Origin of the sequence: Pseudomonas sp. NMI542_15 (genome assembly GCF_021283425.1) — a bacterium.
In the GTDB taxonomy this organism is placed as follows: Bacteria; Pseudomonadota; Gammaproteobacteria; order Pseudomonadales; family Pseudomonadaceae; genus Aquipseudomonas; species Aquipseudomonas fortuita.
In genome coordinates, this window is record NZ_JAJSRO010000004.1 from 33,788 (window position 1) to 52,157 (window position 18,370).

Below are 18,370 nucleotides of genomic sequence, written 5' to 3' on the forward strand. Positions count from 1 at the left end.
GGCAACCTCACAGGATCGTCGCAGCTTTGGTGAGGAACCACAGGATCACCACCACCAGCAGCGCGCCGACGCCGACCACGGCGCCGAGGTCCTTCCAGGTCTTGCGCTGGTTTTGCACGTCGGCGTAGACGGTGAGCGAATGCCAAGCCACGCCCAGGAAGGCGAGGGTGGCGATCAACAGACCGAGCAGGATGCCGCCGTCATAGGCGTAGTTCTTGATGGTGTCGATCAGGCCTGAGCCCTCGCCGCGGGAGGGGGCTTCCATGGTCGGCAGATCAGCCCTGGCCAGCGTCGAGCTCAGCAACACCGAGCCGCCGAACAGGGCTTTTGTATAGATAGCTCGCAGCCGGAGCAGCGGAAGGAGGCAGTGACGGGAGAGTTTCATGGCAGGGTCTCCAGACTACGACAGCATGAAAAACATCAGCACGATCAGGGCTAGGGCCAGACGCAGCGTGCTGCCGCCGAGCGCACCGAAATTGAGATTGCCGGCCGCCCAACCGCGGTAGCCGGTCCACAGTGCCCAGGTGCACCAGAGCAACGCCAACACCAGCACCGAGGAGCGCCACAGCACCGAACTGAGTTGCGGGGCAAAGCCGGCCACGGCCGAGAACGCGCTGAGTTGAGCGTCAGTCATGCTCATCGGAGGGGCTCGAGTGAGGCGCATCAACTCGATACTGACCGGTCATTTCGACCTGGTCAGCTGGCTGAGCGCGGGAGGGCGACAAGTATTTATGGATGCCTTCACGTATTCGTTCGAGGTCCGCCGTAAACCTCGGATAGTCGAAGCGATAGCGCGTTCCTGCGGCGTCGTCTGAGCCGCTTTCGGCACGATCGGCCAACTGTTCGATGGCAGTGAACTGTCGTTGCACGAGTCCCAGATCTGAGCGCTCGCGACTTTCCTGTGCGACAGCCGGAAGTGCTGCCAGACAAATCAAAAGCGACGGGAAGGCATATGTCCTCATGGCGGGCTCCAGAGCGGTCTCTGGTCGTCACCATTACTGCGCGGGGGAGTTGACGCACGAGTTAAAAGGATTCTCGGCGTTTCGTTTTCTGGCGAGGTTGGGCAGGGAGCGGGGTGAGCCTGAAGTTAAGGCATTGAGGGAGGATGAGAACCTGCTGGTGCTGAGGTCTTACGAGTGCTGCAGCGAGCACCTGAACGGCTAGCCAGGCATTACTCGGAGAATGACAGCTCCGCCTGAAGTGCGCACGGTGCGCGCGAAGGCATTTTCGTTCGGGGATTGCGTGAGTTGGCCGGCAAAGCAGTCTCAGCTAGATCATCCCCCAGTGTGGCCTGTAGTCCAGGAATTCGACCCTCTGACTCAAGTGCTCGAATCTCGCTCCTAGTCCTGACGATCAGCTCATTTGCCGTCTGCCCTGTATCCTCGCTCAGCGTCAAAGCCACCAGCGTCAAGGGACTCACTTCCAATCGCTCGCTAAGCTTCTCAAGTTTGTCCAGCGTGAGGCTCGATCTACCGGATTCGAGCTTGGACAAGTAGGTGCGGCTGGTCGTGTCGGCAAATCCGCGTTGGGTGATGTTGCGGTGACTGCGTAGTACTCGAAGCACGTTAGCGAACGATGACTTTAGTGTCATTGAGTTACCTAAGACATAAGGCAGGTATAGCGACCTTGTCGTCTCATCGACGTTGATTGGCGCAAATGACTGGACGCGACCGTTGCAACGAGCATTCTTGGCTTGTGGCAGATCGGCCCTCAACAACCTGCGTCATTGAACTACTTGGGTGAGCAATTGAAGTCGCCCCCCGGTTACAGCGTCATGTCTACGCGATTCACGGTTTTTCGTTAAGCTGAATTTGCGTAACGGTGCCGTCGTTCGATTCTCGTCCGGACGCGTGCAGTTTGTCGATAATTTGTCGCGCGAGTGCATGGTAGAGCGAGACAGGTGAAATCCAGCCCGAGATGGCGGTAGCCATCAGTGTGGTCGCGAGCATGGGTATGGCAAGGTCGGGGCTGTGGGTCAGTTCGAGGACTATGACGGAGGCAGTGAGCGGTGAGCGTGTCACGCCGGCCAGATAGGCCCCCATACCCAGCAATGCACATGCTTGCGGGTCAACATCGGGTATCAACGACAGCAGTGGCGCGAACGCCGCGCCTATGCTCAGCGAAGGTGAAAACAGCCCGCCAGGAATACCGGAGAGGTAGGACACGACGTTGGCCAGAAATTTCCACAGCAAAAAACTTGGATCGGTGACGGGTTGTGCCCCAAGCAGGGCGCGCGTTTCTTCATATCCGGTACCGAACACGTGATTGCCGGAAACCAACCCCAGTATTGCTAGAGTAAAGCCGCAGAGGGCCGCGAAACGGACTGGATATCGACTGCGCAGCCCGCAGACACGGCCGAGGATGCCGTGATCGGTGGGCAGCACCAGCTTCGCGTAAAAACCTCCCAGCAACCCGCCCAGTGCTGCGCATGCAGGGACCACGCTCCAACCCCATCCAGTTGGCATCCGTCCACCGATTTCGCCAAAGTAGGCGTAGTGTCCCATCAGGCCCAGTGTCACGACGCCGCCAATCAGCACTGCCGTTAGCACCAGTCCGCTGAAACGTTGCTCAAACGTGCGGCTCAATTCCTCAATGGCAAAGACCACCCCGGCCAATGGCGTGTTGAAGGCTGCGGCAATGCCTGCGGCGCCGCCGGCGAGGATCAGTCCAGCGATCGTGCGTCGCCCATGTAGGCCCAGCCGGCGGCCGAAGGCATACAAAACGGCGGCCCCGATATGAACGGTTGGGCCTTCCCGTCCTACCGAGCCCCCAACTAGGAGTGCACCGAGGGTCAGGCTCATGCGTGCAGCGGCGACTGGCAGTGAAAGCAATCTGGCTCGTAAACGGCGGGAGGGCATTTCAAGGGCGGCGATGACTTGGGGAATGCCGCTGCCTTTGGCATTTTCAAACCAGCGCTGTGTCAGCCACGCCAGCAGCGCGAAACCGAAGGGCGTGATCAGCAACGGGGACCAAGGCGCCCATTCAAGCAAGCACCTGAACGACGCGAACGCGGCGTCGGCCAGCCACGCGAATGCCAACGCCGTCAGCCCGACCAGAAGTGCGCCGATCCAGAATGCCAGGCGTTGTCGCCATTCTCGCCAGTATGAAGTGCTGGAAGAAGGGGTGGCGGTTTTCAAATCGGCCATTGTTTGTCATGTGATGGGAACAGACAGAGAGTATGGCGTGATTTGTCGAGCGGGCATACCCGACCGAGGTGGTACTCACGCACAGTCTGGCAGGCGAGTCATCTCGCATCTGCCAGACATCCGCCGTTTTGTTATGACGTCGACCGGACCTCGCCAGTTGAAGAACGGTTGCGCATGGCGATTACACCCCACGTCAAACCCAGCGCTGCGGCGATGACAGAAGCGGACAGCACCCCCAATTTGGCGGCGCCGAGCGCTGCAGGATCGACGAATGCAAGGTTGGCAATGAAGATCGACATGGTAAAGCCTATGCCTGCCAAAAGACCGATCAACATGATGCCCCGCCAGTTGACTTCGGCCGGGAGTGCACACCAGCCCAATCGGACCATCAACCAGCTGACGCTGACGATTCCCAACGGTTTGCCTGCGATCAGGGCGGCGGCCACTGCCATCATTACCCAGCGTGATGTTTCGGCGGAAAGGTCAGCGCCCGACAGGCTCACCCCAGCGTTGGCCAAGGCGAACAACGGCATGATGCCAAATGCCACCCAAGGGTGCAGCAGGCCTTGTATGCGTACTACCGGAGGTACCAGTTCGCGTTGCGCTGAGCGCAGACGTTTCAACGGGTCCATCAGATCGCTGGCATCCTTCTCGGGTGCCTTGGCATTGCCCAGCAGCTCGCTGGTAAAACGGCTGACAGCATCCAGCGGACGCTCGCGCATGGGCATCGCCGTTACTGGAGTCATCAGACCTAGCACAACACCGGCAAGCGTCGGGTGAGCACCGGTCATCAGCATACCCAGCCAGGTAATGGCGCCCGGGAGGATGTAGGCCCATGCACTACCCACGCCGATTTTCTGCAATCCCATGACCAGCAGCAGCCCAACCGCAGCCACCGCGAAGCCGCTGTAATCGAGGCCGCCAGAGTAGAATAGGGCGATGATCAGCACTGCGATAATGTCATCGATTATCGCCAGGGCGAGCAAGAAGACGCGGACATTGGAAGGAATCGATTTGCCCAGCAGTGCCAGTACACCCACGGCAAAAGCGATGTCGGTGGCTGTTGGCACGGCCCAGCCTTGTTGTTCCTGGGGGGCATGGCCAAAACCAAGGTAAATGAGCGCAGGGACGGCCACACCGCCGATTGCCGCCGCCATCGGTAAAGCAGCTTGGCGCAGGCTGGCGAGTGCGCCTTCATGAATCTCACGACGGATCTCCATGCCTACGACCAGGAAGAAGATGGTCATCAAGCCATCGTTGATCCAGAAATGCAGGGATTTGGCGTAGATCACCGAACCGATGCCGAGTGTCAGCGGGGTGTGCCAAAGATGCTCATAACTTTCCGCCGCCGGGGAATTCGCCCAGACCAGCGCGGCGAGTGCGGCCACGAGAAGGACAATGCCGCTGACGGCTTCGATATGAAGAAAGCGTTCAAAGTTGGCAAAGGCCCGTTCGGCCAATTCCTGGGCTCGAGGTAATTCTTTCTGGGGCATAGGCGCAATGGCTCCCGCATGGCGGCCCGACCAGCGTTGTTGTTTAACCTGCCTCACTGCGCCGTGCAGCTAGCACCCGATGGCAGTCTACCCAATCATCGCGGTCAGATGAATGCTCAATTAGCGGTCAGTGGTTCAAATGGTGGGTATTTGAGATTTTTTTGCGGCGGGGGTAGGGTCTAAAGTCAACTTCGAGCGGGGAGGGGCCGCCATCAGGCACTGCATGGGCTGCTAGTCTTGGACCAAGTCGCCGTGCTCGCCCCCTGTGCTCATCGCCTTACAAGGAGAACTGCCGCAATGACTGCAGCCCCGAAACCCAGGAGCACCCTCAATCCCCCCGTTTTCTATACCAGCGCGGTTTTGATCTTTCTTCTCGTGCTGTACGCCACAGCATTCCAAGCGCATGCGCAGGCGCTGTTCGAACACGTCCAGACCTGGATCATTACCAATGCCAGTTGGTTTTACATCCTTACCGTGGCGCTGGTCTTGATCAGTGTGGTGTTCCTGGCCGTCAGTCGTTACGGTGATATTAAGTTAGGGCCCGATCACAGTGAGCCGGATTACCGGAAGAGCAGCTGGTTCGCCATGTTGTTTTCCGCCGGCATGGGCATCGGCTTGATGTTCTTCGGTGTGGCGGAGCCGGTGATGCATTTCACCACCCCTCCAGTGGGTGACCCTGGCACGGTCGCGGCGGCACGCGAAGCCATGAAGATCACGTTTTTCCACTGGGGGCTGCATGCTTGGGCGATCTACGCCATTGTTGCATTGATTCTGGCTTACTTCAGCTTCCGCAATGGGCTGCCGCTGACCCTGCGCTCGGCACTTTACCCATTGATCGGTGAACGCATCTACGGCCCGATTGGTCATGCGGTCGATATCTTCGCCATCCTCGGCACGGTGTTCGGCGTCGCGACCTCGCTGGGGTATGGGGTACTGCAGATCAACAGCGGCTTTCACCATGTGTTCGGTCTGCCGGTCAGCCCGACGGTTCAGGTCATTCTCATTGCAGCCACGTGTGGGTTGGCAACGCTTTCGGTGGCCAGTGGGCTGGATAAAGGCATTCGCATCCTGTCCGAGCTCAATTTGAGTCTGGCAGTGATATTGATGTTGTTCGTCCTGATCTTGGGGCCTACCGTGTTCCTGCTGCAGGCTTATGTACAGAATACCGGCGCTTACCTTTCGGACATCGTCAACAAGACCTTCAACCTCTACGCCTATGAACCGACTGACTGGATTGGTGGGTGGACGTTGCTGTATTGGGGCTGGTGGTTGTCTTGGTCGCCTTTTGTAGGGCTGTTCATCGCTCGCATTTCGCGTGGACGTACCATCCGTGAGTTCGTGTGTGGCGTGTTGTTCGTTCCGGCCGGTTTTACGTTGCTGTGGATGACGGTATTTGGTGATTCGGCTATCCACATGATCCTCAACGATGGGGTGAAGGACTTGGCCACTGTCGTTGGCCAAGACAGCTCATTGGCGTTATTCGCGTTCCTTGAACACTTCCCGTTTTCCACGGTGATCTCGCTGATCGCGGTACTGATGGTGGTGGTGTTCTTCGTAACCTCGGCAGACTCGGGGGCCTTGGTAGTCGATATGCTCGCGTCCTCCGGCCAAGGCCATTCCCCATTGTGGCAACGGATTTTCTGGTCGCTCAGCATCGGTGCTGTTGCCATTGCGTTGCTCTTGGCTAACGGCCTCAAAGCCTTGCAGACCGCCACCATCGCCAGCGCGTTGCCGTTCGCCGCCATTCTGTTGATTGCCATCTGGGGATTGTTCAAGGCCTTGAGCCTGGATGCTACCCGTCGCGGCTTGCGTAATCAGGCCCTTCCAGGTACTCGGCATACCCGGCAGCACCAAGGCGGCTGGCAGCGCCGGCTGCGCAATATTGCCATGATGCCGCGCCGCGCCCATGTCACGCGCTTTATTGCCGAGGTGGTCAAGCCGGCCTGTGAAGAGGTTGCACTTGAGTTGCGCAAGCAAGGCTACGACGTCGCGGTGAATGAGCGGGATGATGGCCGCGTCACCCTCGAGCTTTCACACGCTGGGGAAGGGCGCTTTCTCTACGAAGTCCGTCCGCGTGCTTTCAACACACCTAGCTTCGTCATGCGTGATACGGAAGACGGAACCGATGGTCGCAAGTATTTCCGGGCTGAGGTGCATTTGCGTGAAGGAGGCCAGGACTATGACATCATGGGTTGGAGTCGTGACGATGTGATCGGCGATATCCTCGATCAATACGAGCGTCACCTGCATTACCTTCATGTGGTGAGTTGAGACTGGGGGTGTATTGCGCTGCACAAGGCGTCAGGGCAGTGCAGAGCGCTCGTTAGCGGGCATTGAAAGCCGGCAGGGCCAGAAGTCAACGGCGGCAACGTCCCTGGAAGGTGGACCTAGCCAGTTTGCAAGTGGCTGGCAATGGCCCTGAAAGCACAGCTCATAGTCTCCGGCTTCGGGTGTGCGCCCGGCATGCAAGGGGTTCAGAGGCGGCAGTTGGCGGTGGTAGTGCCATGTGCCATCTCGCAACGTGGCGTCATCGGGTATTTCCATGCCAGCGCCGCTGCCGCGTACGCGGGCCTCCATGAGTACCAGCCCGCTGGCGCCGACCTGGTAATCCTCTTCCCAGCGGATTTTCTCGATGCTGTGCTGCCAAGCCAGGGTGAAGTGCTCAATGGGCAGGCTGGCCCAAACCACGCCGGCGAGCCCAAGGCAGAGACCATTCATACCCTTTGCTCGGCTGTCGTGCGACTCCGCCAAACGTGCCAGCCCAATACCGCAATACCCAGGGCGAACCCGACTTCATCACTGACGGGCAAGGCCAGGATCAGGCATACACCTGCGACGAAGGCCAGTAGACGCTCCCACCAGGTCATGGACATACGGAAGTGGCCAATCGATGCGCAGCCCCATAGCGCAACAGCAAACACGGCCTTGATCACCATGTACGAGGTGGCGCTGAGACTGTCGCCCTGCAGCATCAACGCAGGGTCGTAGACCGCCATGAATGGCACGACGAAACCAGCCAGGGCAATGCGGACCGCCCAGAAGCTGATCAGTAACCCTTTTTCCTTGGCAATGGGGGCGGCCGCGAAGCACGCCAGCGCGACCGGCGGGGTGAGGTCAGCCAGAATGCCGAAATAGAACACGAACATGTGCGAAACGATCAGTGGCACACCGAGCTCCAGCAGGGCGGGGGCGGCGATGGAACTGGTAATGATGTAGTTGGGGATGGTGGGAATGCCCATGCCTAGCACCAGGCACGTCAGCATGGTCAAGAGCAGTGACAGGAACAGGTTGTCGCGGCCGAGATCAAGGATGTACCCCGCAAAGGTCGTGGCAAGTCCGGTCAGGGAAATGACGCCGATAATGACCCCCACCAGCGCGCAGGCAATGCCCACCGGTACGGCATGCCGCGCCCCCTCCGCCAGCGCCATTACAAAGCCGCTAAGGGTGGCCCTTGCGCCTTGCACGAAGACGCAGGCGAGGGCAAGCGCCGCGATCACCAGCAGGATGACGCCGATGCCCATGCGGAAGAAGCCCGAGCACAGTAGTCCCAATGCGACCCAAAAGGCCGCGCGTAGCCAGGTGCCCTGAGCGCGCAGGATGATGGCCGAGCCCAGGATGACGATAGCTGTCAGGGCCAGGCCAACCATGCCTGAATAAAGGGGCGTACGCCCCGAGAACAGCAGCGCGACCAATATCACCAGTGGCACGAGCAAGAACCAGCGTTGGCGCAACGCGTCCCAGGCACTGGGGCATTCTTCGCGGGGCAGGCCATGCAGGTGGCTGCGTTTAGCCTCCAGGTGAACCATCCAGTAAATCGAGCCGAAATACAGCAAGGCAGGGATGAGCGCAGCTTTGGCCACTTCGGCGTAGGGCACGTTGATGGTTTCCGCCATGATGAAAGCGACCGCACCCATGACCGGTGGCATCAGTTGGCTGCCCATGCTGGAGGTCGCTTCGACGCCCCCGGCAAACGCCGGCTTGTAGCCAAAACGCTTCATCAGCGGAATGGTGAACTGCCCGGTAGTCACCACGTTGGCCACTCCGGAGCCGGTGATAGTTCCCATCAGCGCCGAGGAAAATACCGCGACTTTCGCCGGGCCACCGCTACGGTGACCAAACAGGCCCATGGCAAAGTCGGTGAACAGGCGGATCATGCCCGCCTGCTCCAGAAACGCCCCAAAGAGGATGAACAGGTAGATGTACGTGGCTGAAACATAGGTAGGGGTGCCATACAGCCCCTCGGTACCGAAGGACAGTTGGTTGACAATCTGGTCAACGCCGTAGCCTCGGTGCGCAAGGTCACCGGGCAGGTACTGGCCTAGGAGCCCGTAGGCCAGAAACAGGGCGCAGATAAACGGAAGCGCAACGCCCATGACTCTTCGTGCGGCTTCGAAAACCAGGCCGATCAGTAATAGGCCGACGATCAGATCGCTGCTGATCAACTCGCCTGAGCGTTGAATAAGGTCGCCTTCGAAGTACCACTGATAGGCGGCCGTCGTCATTCCTGCAATCCCCAATAGCCAGGCAAGCGGTTGCCAAGGCCGGTGGTGACCGACTACCGGGTAGCTTAGGAATACGACCAACAGCAGGAAGCCCACGTGCACCGATCGCAATACCTGGGTGGAGATGAGTGGGTAGGCCGCGGTGGCGACCTGAAAGATTGAAAACGCCAACGCCACCGCGAATAGAGTTGCGGGCCAGCGGTCGGTACTGGCGTGAAGGCCGTGCGACGATTCGCTCATGGAGTGCTCCCACTTTGCGCGACAAAGGATCAGGGGAGCAGGTTTTTCTCTTTGAAATAGCGTTCAGCGCCAGGGTGGAGCGGGATCGGCAAATTCTTGGCTGCATTCTCAGCTTGGATATCTTTCGCTGCCGCATGAGATGTGACCAAGCGTGGCAGATTCTCGAAGATCGATTTGGTCATCTGGTAGGCCAGGTCGTCGCTCAGGTCCGCCCGGGTGACCAGAATGTTGGTGATGGCTACCGTTGGCACTTCCATCCCTTGGCCGTCATAGGAATTGGCCGGAATGGTGGCCGCTTGGTAAGCGGAATTGCCGATTTTCTTCACGACGTCGGCCGGGATGGGCACGAACACCACCGGCAGTGTCGCCGCCAGGTCACGGATAGCTGCCTGGCCGAGGCCCGAAGACTGCAGAGTGGCATCCAACTGACGATTCTTGATCAGTTCGACGGACTCTGCGTAAGGCAGGTATTCGACCTTGCCCATATCCTGGTAAGTGAGCCCCGCTGCCCTGAAGATGGCCCGTGCGTTGAGCTCCGTGCCTGATTTAGGTGCTCCGACCGAAATGCGCTTACCCTTGAGGTCCTCAAGCGATTTGATCCCCGATTCCTGGCTGGCGACGATCTGGATGTAATTGGGGTACGTTCCGGCAATGGCCCGGAGTTTCTTCAGCGGGGCCTTGAAACCGGCCTCGGCGTCACCTTTCCAGGCATCTGCCACCGAGTCGCCCAAGGCGAATGCCAGTTCACCGCGGCCAGCTTGCAGCAAGTTGAGATTTTCTACCGATGCCTTGGTGGCCTGAACTGTAGTCTTGCTGCCTTCGATCTCATGGCTGTAGATCTGCGAGATACCGACGCCGACGGGATAGTAGACGCCGCTGGTTCCCCCTGTAAGGATATTGATGAAGGTGGGTGCAGCCTGGGCTGTGGCGCAAGCGGCTAAAACAGTGCCGGCCAATGCCAGGCGAAGGGCTCGGTTCATGGTGTCGTTCTCCAGTTGTTGTTTTTATCCTGCGCATAAACCTAGATCGAATCTGCCGTGCTTGCCCATCTTTTGGCCCTGAACCGGTCGCTGTAAATGCCTAGAACCGCCAAAATGCAGGTGCCACGAGCACCAATACGGTGAGGATTTCAAGGCGACCCAGGAGCATGCCGAGGGTCAACAACCATTTCGCCGAGTCGGGCAGCGAGGCAAAGTTGCCGGCTGGTCCAATCACCGTGCCCAGGCCTGGACCGACGTTGCACACGGCCGTGGCCGCAGCACTCAAGGCAGTGGTCCAGTCGAGCCCGATCAGGGACAGTAGCAGGGCAATTACTGCAATCGTGATGGAGAAGAAGAACGAAAAGGTCAGTAGCGAACGCACGATCTCCTCGTCAATGGGGTGGCCATTGTATTTCTTCGAGATTGTCGCCCGAGGGTGAATCAACTGCTTCAGGCTGCTGATCAGCAACGATGCAGCCACTTGGAAACGGAAAATTTTCAAGCCGCCGGCCGTAGATCCTGAGCACCCTCCGATGAACGTCAGGTAGAAAAACAACAGTACGGAAAAGCTGCCCCACAGCGTGTAGTCACCAACCGCGATACCCGTTGTGGTAACCACTGACGTGACATTGACCGCAACGATTCGTAAGGCATCCCACCATGACAGACCGCTGTGCCAACACAACCAACTACCCACCAAGATCCACGCAACCACGAGAAAACCCAGAAATCCCTGTACCTGATGGTCCTTGATCAGGGCGCGACGATGGCCCCGCAATGTCGCCACATACAGTGTGAAGGGCAGACTGCCGAGAATCATGATCACGACGGCTACCCAATGCACCGCAGGCTGCGTCCAATGCCCGAGTGACGCATCCGAGGTCGAGAAGCCGCCCGTCGAAATCAATGACATCGAATGATTGATGGCTTCGAATGGGGTCATACCGGCGAGCCATAGGGCCAGGGTGGCGAAGGCGGTAAGTCCCAGGTAAATCACAAGGATCATCTTCGCCGCAACATGCGAGCGTGGCGTGACCTTGTCCGACCAGTCAGAGGACTCGGTCTGGAAAAGACGCATGCCACCTACACGCAACAGTGGCAGCACAGCCACAGCCATACCGATGAAGCCGATTCCCCCAAGCCAATGGAGCAGAGAGCGCCAGATCAGCAACCCGGGTGACGCACTGTCAAGGCCGGTCAATACCGTGGAGCCGGTTGTCGTGATGCCCGACATGGTCTCGAAGAACGCATCCGTATAGCTGATGTGCCGAATGAACACCATGGGCAAGGCTGCGAAGGCACATACCACGACCCAGCTCGCGGTTGTGAGCAGATACATGTCCCTGGACCGTATCTGCGGCGCATCAGGAAGCCCCCTGGCGATCAACGAGAGCCCCGCGCACAGGGCAATCAGGCTCGACCAGGCGAACGCTCCAAGATCGTCGTTGCGCCCATACACCAGCAAAGTCGTCATAGGTATGACCATGCTGATGGACAAGGTGATCAGGAACACGCCGATGATGAAGCCGATGAAACGCAGTGCAGGGAGTGGCATCGAAAAAAACTCATAGGTGTGATGCCGGGCAGTATCGACGGCGTAACGGCGATGTCGAGTAAAAAAACCGTAAAGGCCCAGAGCTCAATGGTAATCCCTTGGCTAGCGCGGCGCGGGAGAAAGAGACAGGCCAGCGCGCTAGCGGGAAGATCCGATCGACCTCTGAGGCCAGCTTGCCGTCAGAGACAGAACAGATCCCGCTCATTCGACGAAATCAGGAGGCTTTCACTCATGTACGAGCGCATCATTGATTTGATCACAGGCAATACGGTTTTCGGCATATCGGTGCTCAACCTGTTGCTGGCGCTAGGTGTTGCTGCAATCACATTCACGGTGTCACGGGCTGCAATCGGCTTCATGCAACGCCGGGTCAGCGCTGTTGGGAGCGTCGGTCAGGTATTGGTAAAGGTTCTGGCAGGTACCAGCAACCTCCTGTTGCTGCTGGCTTCGTTGCTGGTGGGGCTGGGGATGCTCGATTTGTCAGAACGATGGCTGACCAGGGTCAGCAGTTTGTGGTTTGTGGTCGCCGCACTGCAGATTGGCTTGTGGCTCAATCGCGCCATTGCCCTGGGGCTGGTCCATTATTTCTCGCGCCATGGCGGGCAGGGGCTCTATCAAGGCAGTGCACTAGCGACCTTGTCGGCTTGGGGGGCACGCGTACTGTTGTGGTCGGTAGTCGTGCTGGCGATGTTGTCCAACCTGGGCGTGAACATTACCGCCTTCGTTGCCAGCTTGGGGGTGGGCGGCATCGCTGTAGCACTGGCAGTACAGAATATTCTCGGCGATCTTTTCGCTTCGCTGTCAATCGCCGTCGATAAGCCGTTCGAGGTGGGAGACTTCATCGTGATTGGGCCATTGGCGGGGACAGTTGAGCACGTGGGGCTGAAAACGACCCGTATTCGCAGCCTGGGGGGTGAGCAGATCGTCATGGCCAATGCGAGCATGATCAGCAGCACCATACAGAACTACAAGCGTCTTCAGGAGCGGCGCATCGTCTTCGAATTCGGCCTGTCCTACGACACCCCCACTGAGGCTGTGAAAAAAGCGCCCGTCATCGTGGAAGAGATCATCAAGTCTCAGGACCAGGTACGCTTCGATCGTGCCCACCTGCGTGGCTTTGGAAAGGAGGCGTTGGAGTTCGAATGCGTTTACATCGTTCAGGATCCTGGCTACAACCTGTATATGGATATTCAGCAGGCTATCAATTTCCGGCTGCTTGAGTGTTTTTCCCGAATTGGCGCCAGGTTCGCGTTGCCGGTGCGCTCCATCAAGGTCACGGCTTTACCAGAGCAGGCCGATACGCCGGTGCAGCAGCGTGGTAGCCACGGTTATGGGCGAGGTTGATGGGCAGATTCAATGACGGTGGGGGCGGGAAACTGAGCGCGCTGACGGCGTGGGCTGCCAGGCGGGCCTACGGATGATGGCGCGCTGGCGTTGGATCGCTGTTCGAGTCACTAAGCGACTATGGTTCCGGGCGACTTTGTTTTCGCTGCTCGGCGTGGCGACAGCCTTGATTGCGGTGGTGTTAAAAGACTTCATTCCTGCGTCCTTGCCCGCTCGGATAGGCGCGGACGCTGTTGACAAGATCCTCGGCATCATTGCCTCCAGCATGTTGGCGGTCACCATCTTTTCCTTGAGTACCATGGTGGCGGCATATGGTGCGGCCAGCACGGGGGTAACGCCTCGTGCCACGACGCTGGTGATGGAGGATACGACCACGCACAATGCGCTTGCCACGTTTATCGGCTCGTTCCTGTTCAGCCTGGTCGGGCTGATTGCTTTAAGTACGGGCGTCTATGGTGATCAAGGGCGTGTCTTGCTGTTCGCGGTAACCATCGCAGTTGTCATCCTGATCGTTTATACCTTGCTGCGCTGGATCGATCACCTCTCCAGGCTCGGGCGTGTAGGTGAGACTATCGACCGCGTCGAGAGGGCTGCGATAGAGGCTATCTAGCATCGGGCCAAATGGCCTTACCTGGGGGGCTCTGCATACCCGCCAGGCATGGTTTTCCCTCCTGCTGCCCAGCGTTTGGTCAGTCATCGAACCGGTTACGTTCAGCACATTGATGTGGAGGCTTTGGCAGCCATCACCCAGCGGCACAACGTTATGATCTATATGGATGTGTTGCCTGGCACATTCGTCTACCCAGGAGCACCGCTTGCGACCGTCGTGGCGCAACCCGGCCAGGACGTACGAGGGGTGGCGGCCTTCGAGCTTGACGTACATGCAGCCATTACGGTGGGCACCCGTCGGACGTTCGAGCATGACCCGCGCTTCGGCCTGTCAGTGCTGTCCGAGATCGCTTCCAGAGCGTTGTCGCCTGCAGTCAATGACCCCGGCACTGCGATCGATGTCATCGGTCGAGGTGTCAGGTGCTTGTCGCACTGGGGGCGGCCTCAGGCGCTGGCTCCGTCTCATGGAGACTGTGCCCAAGTTTATCTGCACGGTATTGTGGTCGAGGATTTGTTCGATGATTTCTTCGGGCCGATCGCTCGAGACGGGGCGGCGCTGCAGGAGGTGAATATACGACTGCTCAAGGCGTTGTTGAGCCTGGCTCAAATCAATCCACGACTGTTTGAAGGCAGTGCGAGCAGGCATGCAGAGCGGCTGCTCTTTCTTGCCCATGCCGCGCTCGTGCTTGAGGCGGAAAATGCGCAGTTGGTCAAACTGGCTGAGCCGTTTCATGCCAAGTGTTAGCCTTGAAATGTGTAGGCTCGACTGGACGGGTTACAGCTTTCTTCCTGATGAGAAGCTCGTCCCGCATCTGCAACACGGCTTGTGTCGAGTATTAGCCTCGGCGGCCTTCCCGTGCATCCATATTGGTGTTTAACGCACGGTGTATCTTACATGGCGCAGTCAACGTTGGCTGCGCCCGGTACTGGCAAGCTAGCTCTCCATATCCGTTTCCATCTCGGGGCAACTTTTAACCCTGTTGCATTTCAGGTCACCACCGGAAAGTCAGGCTGCCAATCACTGTACGGCGGTTCCCGTAGAATACGGTTTGCTCATAGAACCCCGGGGTGAAATAGCGCTTGTCGAACAGGTTGCTTGCGCTCAGGTCCACCGAAACCCCTTGAAGGTCCTCTCTCAGGTGCGCCAGGTCATAGCGCACGCTGGCGTCGGTGAGGGTGTAATGAGGGACTTTGACAGTGTTCTTGGCGTTGTACGAGGACCCGACATAACGCTGCCCGACACCCATGCCCAGCCCCTCCAGCGGGCCGGCCTGCACGGTGTAGTCAAGCCACAGCGAGGCGGTGTTGCGGGGCACCGAGATCGGCACGTTGCCCTCAAGGCTGTAGGCGGCGGCGCCAGTGCCCACGGGATTGGCCTTGGTCACCTCGGCGTCGACGTAGGCGTACGAAGCGATCAGGTCCAGGCCGCGGCTCAGCTCGGCCTTGCCTTCGAGTTCGATGCCACGCGAGCGCTGCTCGCCGGTCTGCACCTGAAAGCTGGGGTTGGTCGGGTCGGTGGTGGTGACATTCTTCTGGGTCAAGTCATAAGCCGAGAGGGTGATGAAGCTGTTGTAGCCAGGCGGCTCGTACTTGATACCGACTTCGTACTGCTCCCCCTCGGTGGGCTTGAAGTAGCTGCCATCCTGAGCCGTACCCGAGGTCGGCTGGAAGGAGGTGCTGTAGCTGGCGTAGGGGGTGATGCCGTTGTCGAACAGATAGGCCAGGCCCACGCGACCGGTGAACTTGTGGTCCTTCTGTACGCTGCGGGTGTCGTTCAGGTAGCTGTACTCGCGCCCCTCGACCCAGTCCTTGCGCCCGCCCAAGGTCAGGCGCCACTGGTTCAGGCTGAGCATGTCCTGGGCGTACAGGCCTTTTTGCGACACGACGCTCTTGCCGTCAGTCTGCAACGTGCTGTTCCAGGTCGGGCTGGCATTGTAGACCGGGTCGAAGATATCGACGGTCTGGTTGGCGGCAACGCCCCGGCGCGATTCACGGCCCGAATAATGGCCGTAGTCGAAGCCCACCAGCACATCGTGGCCAATGGCGCCGGTGTCGAAGTGGCCGCCCAGGTTATTGTCGAGCAGGAACGTATCGGTTTTCTTCGGGCGTTTCTGGTAGCCGAAGGTGTAAGTCCGGCCGTCGGCACCCAGTTGGCCGCTGTTGCGAGCACCGTTGCTGATGTAGTCGACGTCGACCTTCATGTAGCGGGCGTTCTGGGTGAATTTCCAGTCGTCGTTCAGCTGGCGCTCGAAGAGGTAGCCGAGCGAGGTGTTCCCCACCTCGTTCTTGCTCACGTGCGGATCGCCCAGGTAAGTACTCGACGGGATGTGGCCGAAGGGCGTGTTGGTCAGCGTACCGTTCACCGGGAAGCTCTGTTCGGCGCCACCCTTGCGGGTCTTCAGGTAGCTGGCCAGGAGCGTGACGCTGGTGTCCTCGTCAGGCTTCCAGGTCAGCGACGGAGCGATATAGGTACGGTCGTCCGGCGAATGATCGACCTGGGTACCGCTGTCACGCTTGAGCGCCACCAGGCGATAGCTGAATTTGCCCTCGTCATCCAGTCGACCACCGAGATCCAGCGCCGTCTGCTGGCGATCGAAGCTGCCGCCCTGAACCTGGATTTCGTGAATGGCTTCGTCGGTGGGCCGCTTGCTGGTCAGGTTGACCATGCCGCCAGGCGCCATTTGGCCGTACAGCACCGACGCCGGGCCCTTGATCACATCGATGCGTTCCAGGCCGTAGGTTTCGAAGTCGGTGTCGTACTGGTTGAAGCCGCTGCGCAGGCCGTCCCTGTACACCCCGAACAGGTTGAACGAACGGAAACCGCGCATGTAGATATCCGGCGCGCCCTGTCCGCCCACGTAATCGATCGCGCGAATGCCCGGGGTGTAGGCGACGGCGCTGTTGAAGTCCTGCACGCCGCGCTTGTTCATCTCGTCGCGGGTGATCACCGAGATCGACTGCGGCACTTCACTGATGGCGGCATTGGTCTTGGTGCCGACCGAGGAGCGGTTGGCGACGATACCGTCGATGGGGCCGGTAATACTCTGCTCGGCGCGGCCGCTGATGGTCGAGACCGGAAGCGTCATACCGCCCTCCACGCCTGCTTGGTGCTGCAGGGTGTAGCTGCCATTGGGCAGCGCTATCGCCGTCAAGCCAGTACCCGAAAGCAGCACGGCCAGACCGGCCTCGACACTGTAGTCACCGCGAAGGCCTTGGCTGTGCAGGCCCGCCACCTGATCGGCAGGGTACGACAGCAGCAGTTTGCTTTCGTGACCAAAGCGATTGAGCACATCGCGCAAGGTGCCAGCGGGTATGTCGTAGCTGCGGTTGGTAGACGCCGCACTGACGATACCGGCACCCGACAGCAAGCCGACACCAGCAAGCGAGGGGACCAGGCTGCTGGCCATGGCGAAGGTCAGCGCCCGAAGGCGAAGGGGGTGATTCATGCCGTGCTCCACAAGAATGATCGAGGTCTTTCTGGTGGAGTCTCGCGAGTGCGGCAAACAGACCACCCTTTTCGCGATTTATTTTCAAACCTGGATGTTTTTCGGCTCCAGCGTCACCCAGTAAGGGGTGAAACGGCGAACCTCGGCACCCAGCGAAACCCCAAGTGTCTGCAGAATCCGGTCCGTGTCGGCCAGCGGGTAAGTGCCCGCGACGCGCACGCCGGCAAGACTGCGGGCGCAGCCCAGATGGCCACGACGATAACGCCCAAGCTCCTGGAGGAACTGCTCCAACGGCATGTCACTGGCCATCAGCATGCCGTCGGTCCAGGCCCTGTCAGCCTCGCTCAGCGTGCGCAACGGACCGACCTGGTCGCGCGTGAACATTAGCTGTTGCCCGGCCTGCACGCTGATGCCGGCCAGGCGTTCGGGGTACAACCTGACGACGCCATCGCGTACCGCGAGTCGGCTGTAGCCCGACTCCTGACGCAGCAGAAAACGCCCCTGTGCAGCTTCAACCCAGCCCTGCCCGGTCTGCGCCCGGAACGGTCGCAGCGCAGGAGCCGCGACCACGTTCACTTGAATTTCACCACGCAGCAGCCGCAAATCGCGCCCGGCCTGGTCAAATCTGACGTCGACCGCGCTATCGGTGTTGAGCAGCAACTGGCTGCCATCGGCCAACACGACATTGCGCTGCTCGCCTACACCGCTGTGATAGTCAGCGTTCAGGTTCTGCCACAGCGCAGTATTACGACCATTCCACGCCAGCGTTCCGCTGGCCACCGCGAGCACCAGTACCTTGAGTGCGCTGCGCCGGTCCAGGTTGCTCGTGGGCGTGGCGGTCAGCGCGGCATGCGCGATGGGGGCATGATTGGCCAGACCCGACAGCCGCTCGGCAAACGACTCGACGCGCTGCCAGGCACGGGCGTGTTCAGGGTGCTGATGCAACCAACGCTGCCACTGCTCGACCGTACCGGCCGAGACCGACGGTGCCTGCAGTTCGATCATCCACTCCACGGCCTGCTCAGCGATGGCCGGGGCGATTCTGGCGGTCATGG

At 59.5% G+C, this 18,370-nt stretch carries 14 protein-coding genes and 1 pseudogene; 3 read left to right on the forward strand and 12 right to left on the reverse strand.

Annotation, left to right across the window (positions count from 1 at the left end; all coding sequences use genetic code 11):
• Nucleotides 1-7: 7 nt before the first annotated feature.
• From LU684_RS08950 to nhaA, 6 genes are all read right to left on the reverse strand, one after another.
• A complete protein-coding gene (locus LU684_RS08950) occupies nucleotides 8-385 on the reverse strand; it encodes a TIGR03745 family integrating conjugative element membrane protein (protein WP_016488086.1) in 378 nt (125 codons plus the stop codon).
• Between the two features lie 15 nt (nucleotides 386-400).
• Nucleotides 401-640, reverse strand: a complete 240-nt coding sequence (locus LU684_RS08955; protein WP_016488085.1) for a TIGR03758 family integrating conjugative element protein — start codon at nucleotides 638-640, stop codon at nucleotides 401-403.
• Entirely contained in the window at nucleotides 627-962 is a 336-nt protein-coding gene (locus LU684_RS08960; RefSeq protein ID WP_016488084.1) for an integrative conjugative element protein, RAQPRD family, read from the reverse strand. The genes LU684_RS08955 and LU684_RS08960 overlap by 14 nt, the downstream gene beginning before the upstream one ends.
• 209 nt (nucleotides 963-1,171) lie before the next feature.
• Nucleotides 1,172-1,591, reverse strand: a complete 420-nt coding sequence (locus LU684_RS08965; RefSeq protein WP_016488082.1) for a helix-turn-helix domain-containing protein — start codon at nucleotides 1,589-1,591, stop codon at nucleotides 1,172-1,174.
• A 196-nt stretch (nucleotides 1,592-1,787) separates the two neighbouring features.
• Nucleotides 1,788-3,146: a chloride channel protein gene (locus tag LU684_RS08970; protein ID WP_016488081.1), complete on the reverse strand. Its 1,359-nt coding sequence runs from the start codon at nucleotides 3,144-3,146 to the stop codon at nucleotides 1,788-1,790.
• Between the two features lie 131 nt (nucleotides 3,147-3,277).
• The gene (gene nhaA, locus LU684_RS08975) at nucleotides 3,278-4,639 is read right to left on the reverse strand and encodes a Na+/H+ antiporter NhaA (RefSeq protein WP_024717420.1); all 1,362 of its coding nucleotides are present in this window, start codon (nucleotides 4,637-4,639) and stop codon (nucleotides 3,278-3,280) included.
• A gap of 297 nt (nucleotides 4,640-4,936) precedes the next feature.
• On the opposite strand from nhaA, the gene LU684_RS08980 reads away from it, so the two are divergent.
• Nucleotides 4,937-6,910: a BCCT family transporter gene (locus LU684_RS08980; protein WP_016488079.1), complete on the forward strand. Its 1,974-nt coding sequence runs from the start codon at nucleotides 4,937-4,939 to the stop codon at nucleotides 6,908-6,910.
• Between the two features lie 30 nt (nucleotides 6,911-6,940).
• On the opposite strand, the gene LU684_RS08985 is transcribed toward LU684_RS08980, so the two are convergent.
• The 4 genes from LU684_RS08985 to LU684_RS09000 all read right to left on the reverse strand — a co-directional run bounded on the left by LU684_RS08985 (nucleotide 6,941) and on the right by LU684_RS09000 (nucleotide 11,916).
• Nucleotides 6,941-7,357, reverse strand: a complete 417-nt coding sequence (locus tag LU684_RS08985) for a DUF1850 domain-containing protein (RefSeq protein WP_016488078.1) — start codon at nucleotides 7,355-7,357, stop codon at nucleotides 6,941-6,943.
• Nucleotides 7,354-9,381 carry a TRAP transporter permease gene (locus LU684_RS08990; protein ID WP_016488077.1) on the reverse strand — a complete coding sequence of 676 codons (2,028 nt, stop codon included), beginning with the start codon at nucleotides 9,379-9,381 and terminating at the stop codon, nucleotides 7,354-7,356. Before LU684_RS08990 ends, LU684_RS08985 begins: the two co-directional genes overlap by 4 nt.
• 29 nt (nucleotides 9,382-9,410) lie before the next feature.
• Nucleotides 9,411-10,361 (reverse strand): TAXI family TRAP transporter solute-binding subunit, encoded by a 951-nt coding sequence (locus LU684_RS08995; RefSeq protein WP_016488076.1) that lies wholly within the window; start codon nucleotides 10,359-10,361, stop codon nucleotides 9,411-9,413.
• Nucleotides 10,362-10,461: 100 nt separating this feature from the next.
• Nucleotides 10,462-11,916 (reverse strand): TrkH family potassium uptake protein, encoded by a 1,455-nt coding sequence (locus LU684_RS09000; RefSeq protein ID WP_016488075.1) that lies wholly within the window; start codon nucleotides 11,914-11,916, stop codon nucleotides 10,462-10,464.
• A 231-nt stretch (nucleotides 11,917-12,147) separates the two neighbouring features.
• Here LU684_RS09000 and LU684_RS09005 point away from each other — a divergent pair, with 231 nt between their 5' ends.
• Nucleotides 12,148-13,260 carry a mechanosensitive ion channel family protein gene (locus tag LU684_RS09005; protein WP_232894461.1) on the forward strand — a complete coding sequence of 371 codons (1,113 nt, stop codon included), beginning with the start codon at nucleotides 12,148-12,150 and terminating at the stop codon, nucleotides 13,258-13,260.
• A 76-nt stretch (nucleotides 13,261-13,336) separates the two neighbouring features.
• Nucleotides 13,337-14,614, forward strand: a pseudogene (locus tag LU684_RS09010) (DUF2254 domain-containing protein).
• 247 nt (nucleotides 14,615-14,861) lie between these two features.
• Here LU684_RS09010 and LU684_RS09015 read toward each other — a convergent pair.
• Nucleotides 14,862-17,315 carry a TonB-dependent siderophore receptor gene (locus LU684_RS09015; RefSeq protein WP_016488071.1) on the reverse strand — a complete coding sequence of 818 codons (2,454 nt, stop codon included), beginning with the start codon at nucleotides 17,313-17,315 and terminating at the stop codon, nucleotides 14,862-14,864.
• An 84-nt stretch (nucleotides 17,316-17,399) separates the two neighbouring features.
• Nucleotides 17,400-18,368: a FecR domain-containing protein gene (locus LU684_RS09020; protein WP_016488070.1), complete on the reverse strand. Its 969-nt coding sequence runs from the start codon at nucleotides 18,366-18,368 to the stop codon at nucleotides 17,400-17,402.
• Between the last annotated feature and the right edge of the window lie 2 nt (nucleotides 18,369-18,370).

Excerpts from the sequence above, each read along its gene's own strand:
- LU684_RS08965 (WP_016488082.1), bottom strand. The coding sequence starts at position 1,591 with ATGACACTAAAGTCATCGTTCGCTAACGTGCTTCGAGTACTACGCAGT.
- LU684_RS08980 (WP_016488079.1), top strand. The coding sequence starts at position 4,937 with ATGACTGCAGCCCCGAAACCCAGGAGCACCCTCAATCCCCCCGTTTTC.
- LU684_RS08985 (WP_016488078.1), bottom strand. The coding sequence starts at position 7,357 with ATGAATGGTCTCTGCCTTGGGCTCGCCGGCGTGGTTTGGGCCAGCCTG.
- LU684_RS08960 (WP_016488084.1), bottom strand. The coding sequence starts at position 962 with ATGAGGACATATGCCTTCCCGTCGCTTTTGATTTGTCTGGCAGCACTT.
- nhaA (WP_024717420.1), bottom strand. The coding sequence starts at position 4,639 with ATGCCCCAGAAAGAATTACCTCGAGCCCAGGAATTGGCCGAACGGGCC.
- LU684_RS09005 (WP_232894461.1), top strand. The coding sequence starts at position 12,148 with ATGTACGAGCGCATCATTGATTTGATCACAGGCAATACGGTTTTCGGC.
- LU684_RS08950 (WP_016488086.1), bottom strand. The coding sequence starts at position 385 with ATGAAACTCTCCCGTCACTGCCTCCTTCCGCTGCTCCGGCTGCGAGCT.
- LU684_RS08970 (WP_016488081.1), bottom strand. The coding sequence starts at position 3,146 with ATGGCCGATTTGAAAACCGCCACCCCTTCTTCCAGCACTTCATACTGG.
- LU684_RS08955 (WP_016488085.1), bottom strand. The coding sequence starts at position 640 with ATGAGCATGACTGACGCTCAACTCAGCGCGTTCTCGGCCGTGGCCGGC.
- LU684_RS09020 (WP_016488070.1), bottom strand. The coding sequence starts at position 18,368 with ATGACCGCCAGAATCGCCCCGGCCATCGCTGAGCAGGCCGTGGAGTGG.
- LU684_RS08995 (WP_016488076.1), bottom strand. The coding sequence starts at position 10,361 with ATGAACCGAGCCCTTCGCCTGGCATTGGCCGGCACTGTTTTAGCCGCT.
- LU684_RS08990 (WP_016488077.1), bottom strand. The coding sequence starts at position 9,381 with ATGAGCGAATCGTCGCACGGCCTTCACGCCAGTACCGACCGCTGGCCC.
- LU684_RS09015 (WP_016488071.1), bottom strand. The coding sequence starts at position 17,315 with ATGAATCACCCCCTTCGCCTTCGGGCGCTGACCTTCGCCATGGCCAGC.
- LU684_RS09000 (WP_016488075.1), bottom strand. The coding sequence starts at position 11,916 with ATGCCACTCCCTGCACTGCGTTTCATCGGCTTCATCATCGGCGTGTTC.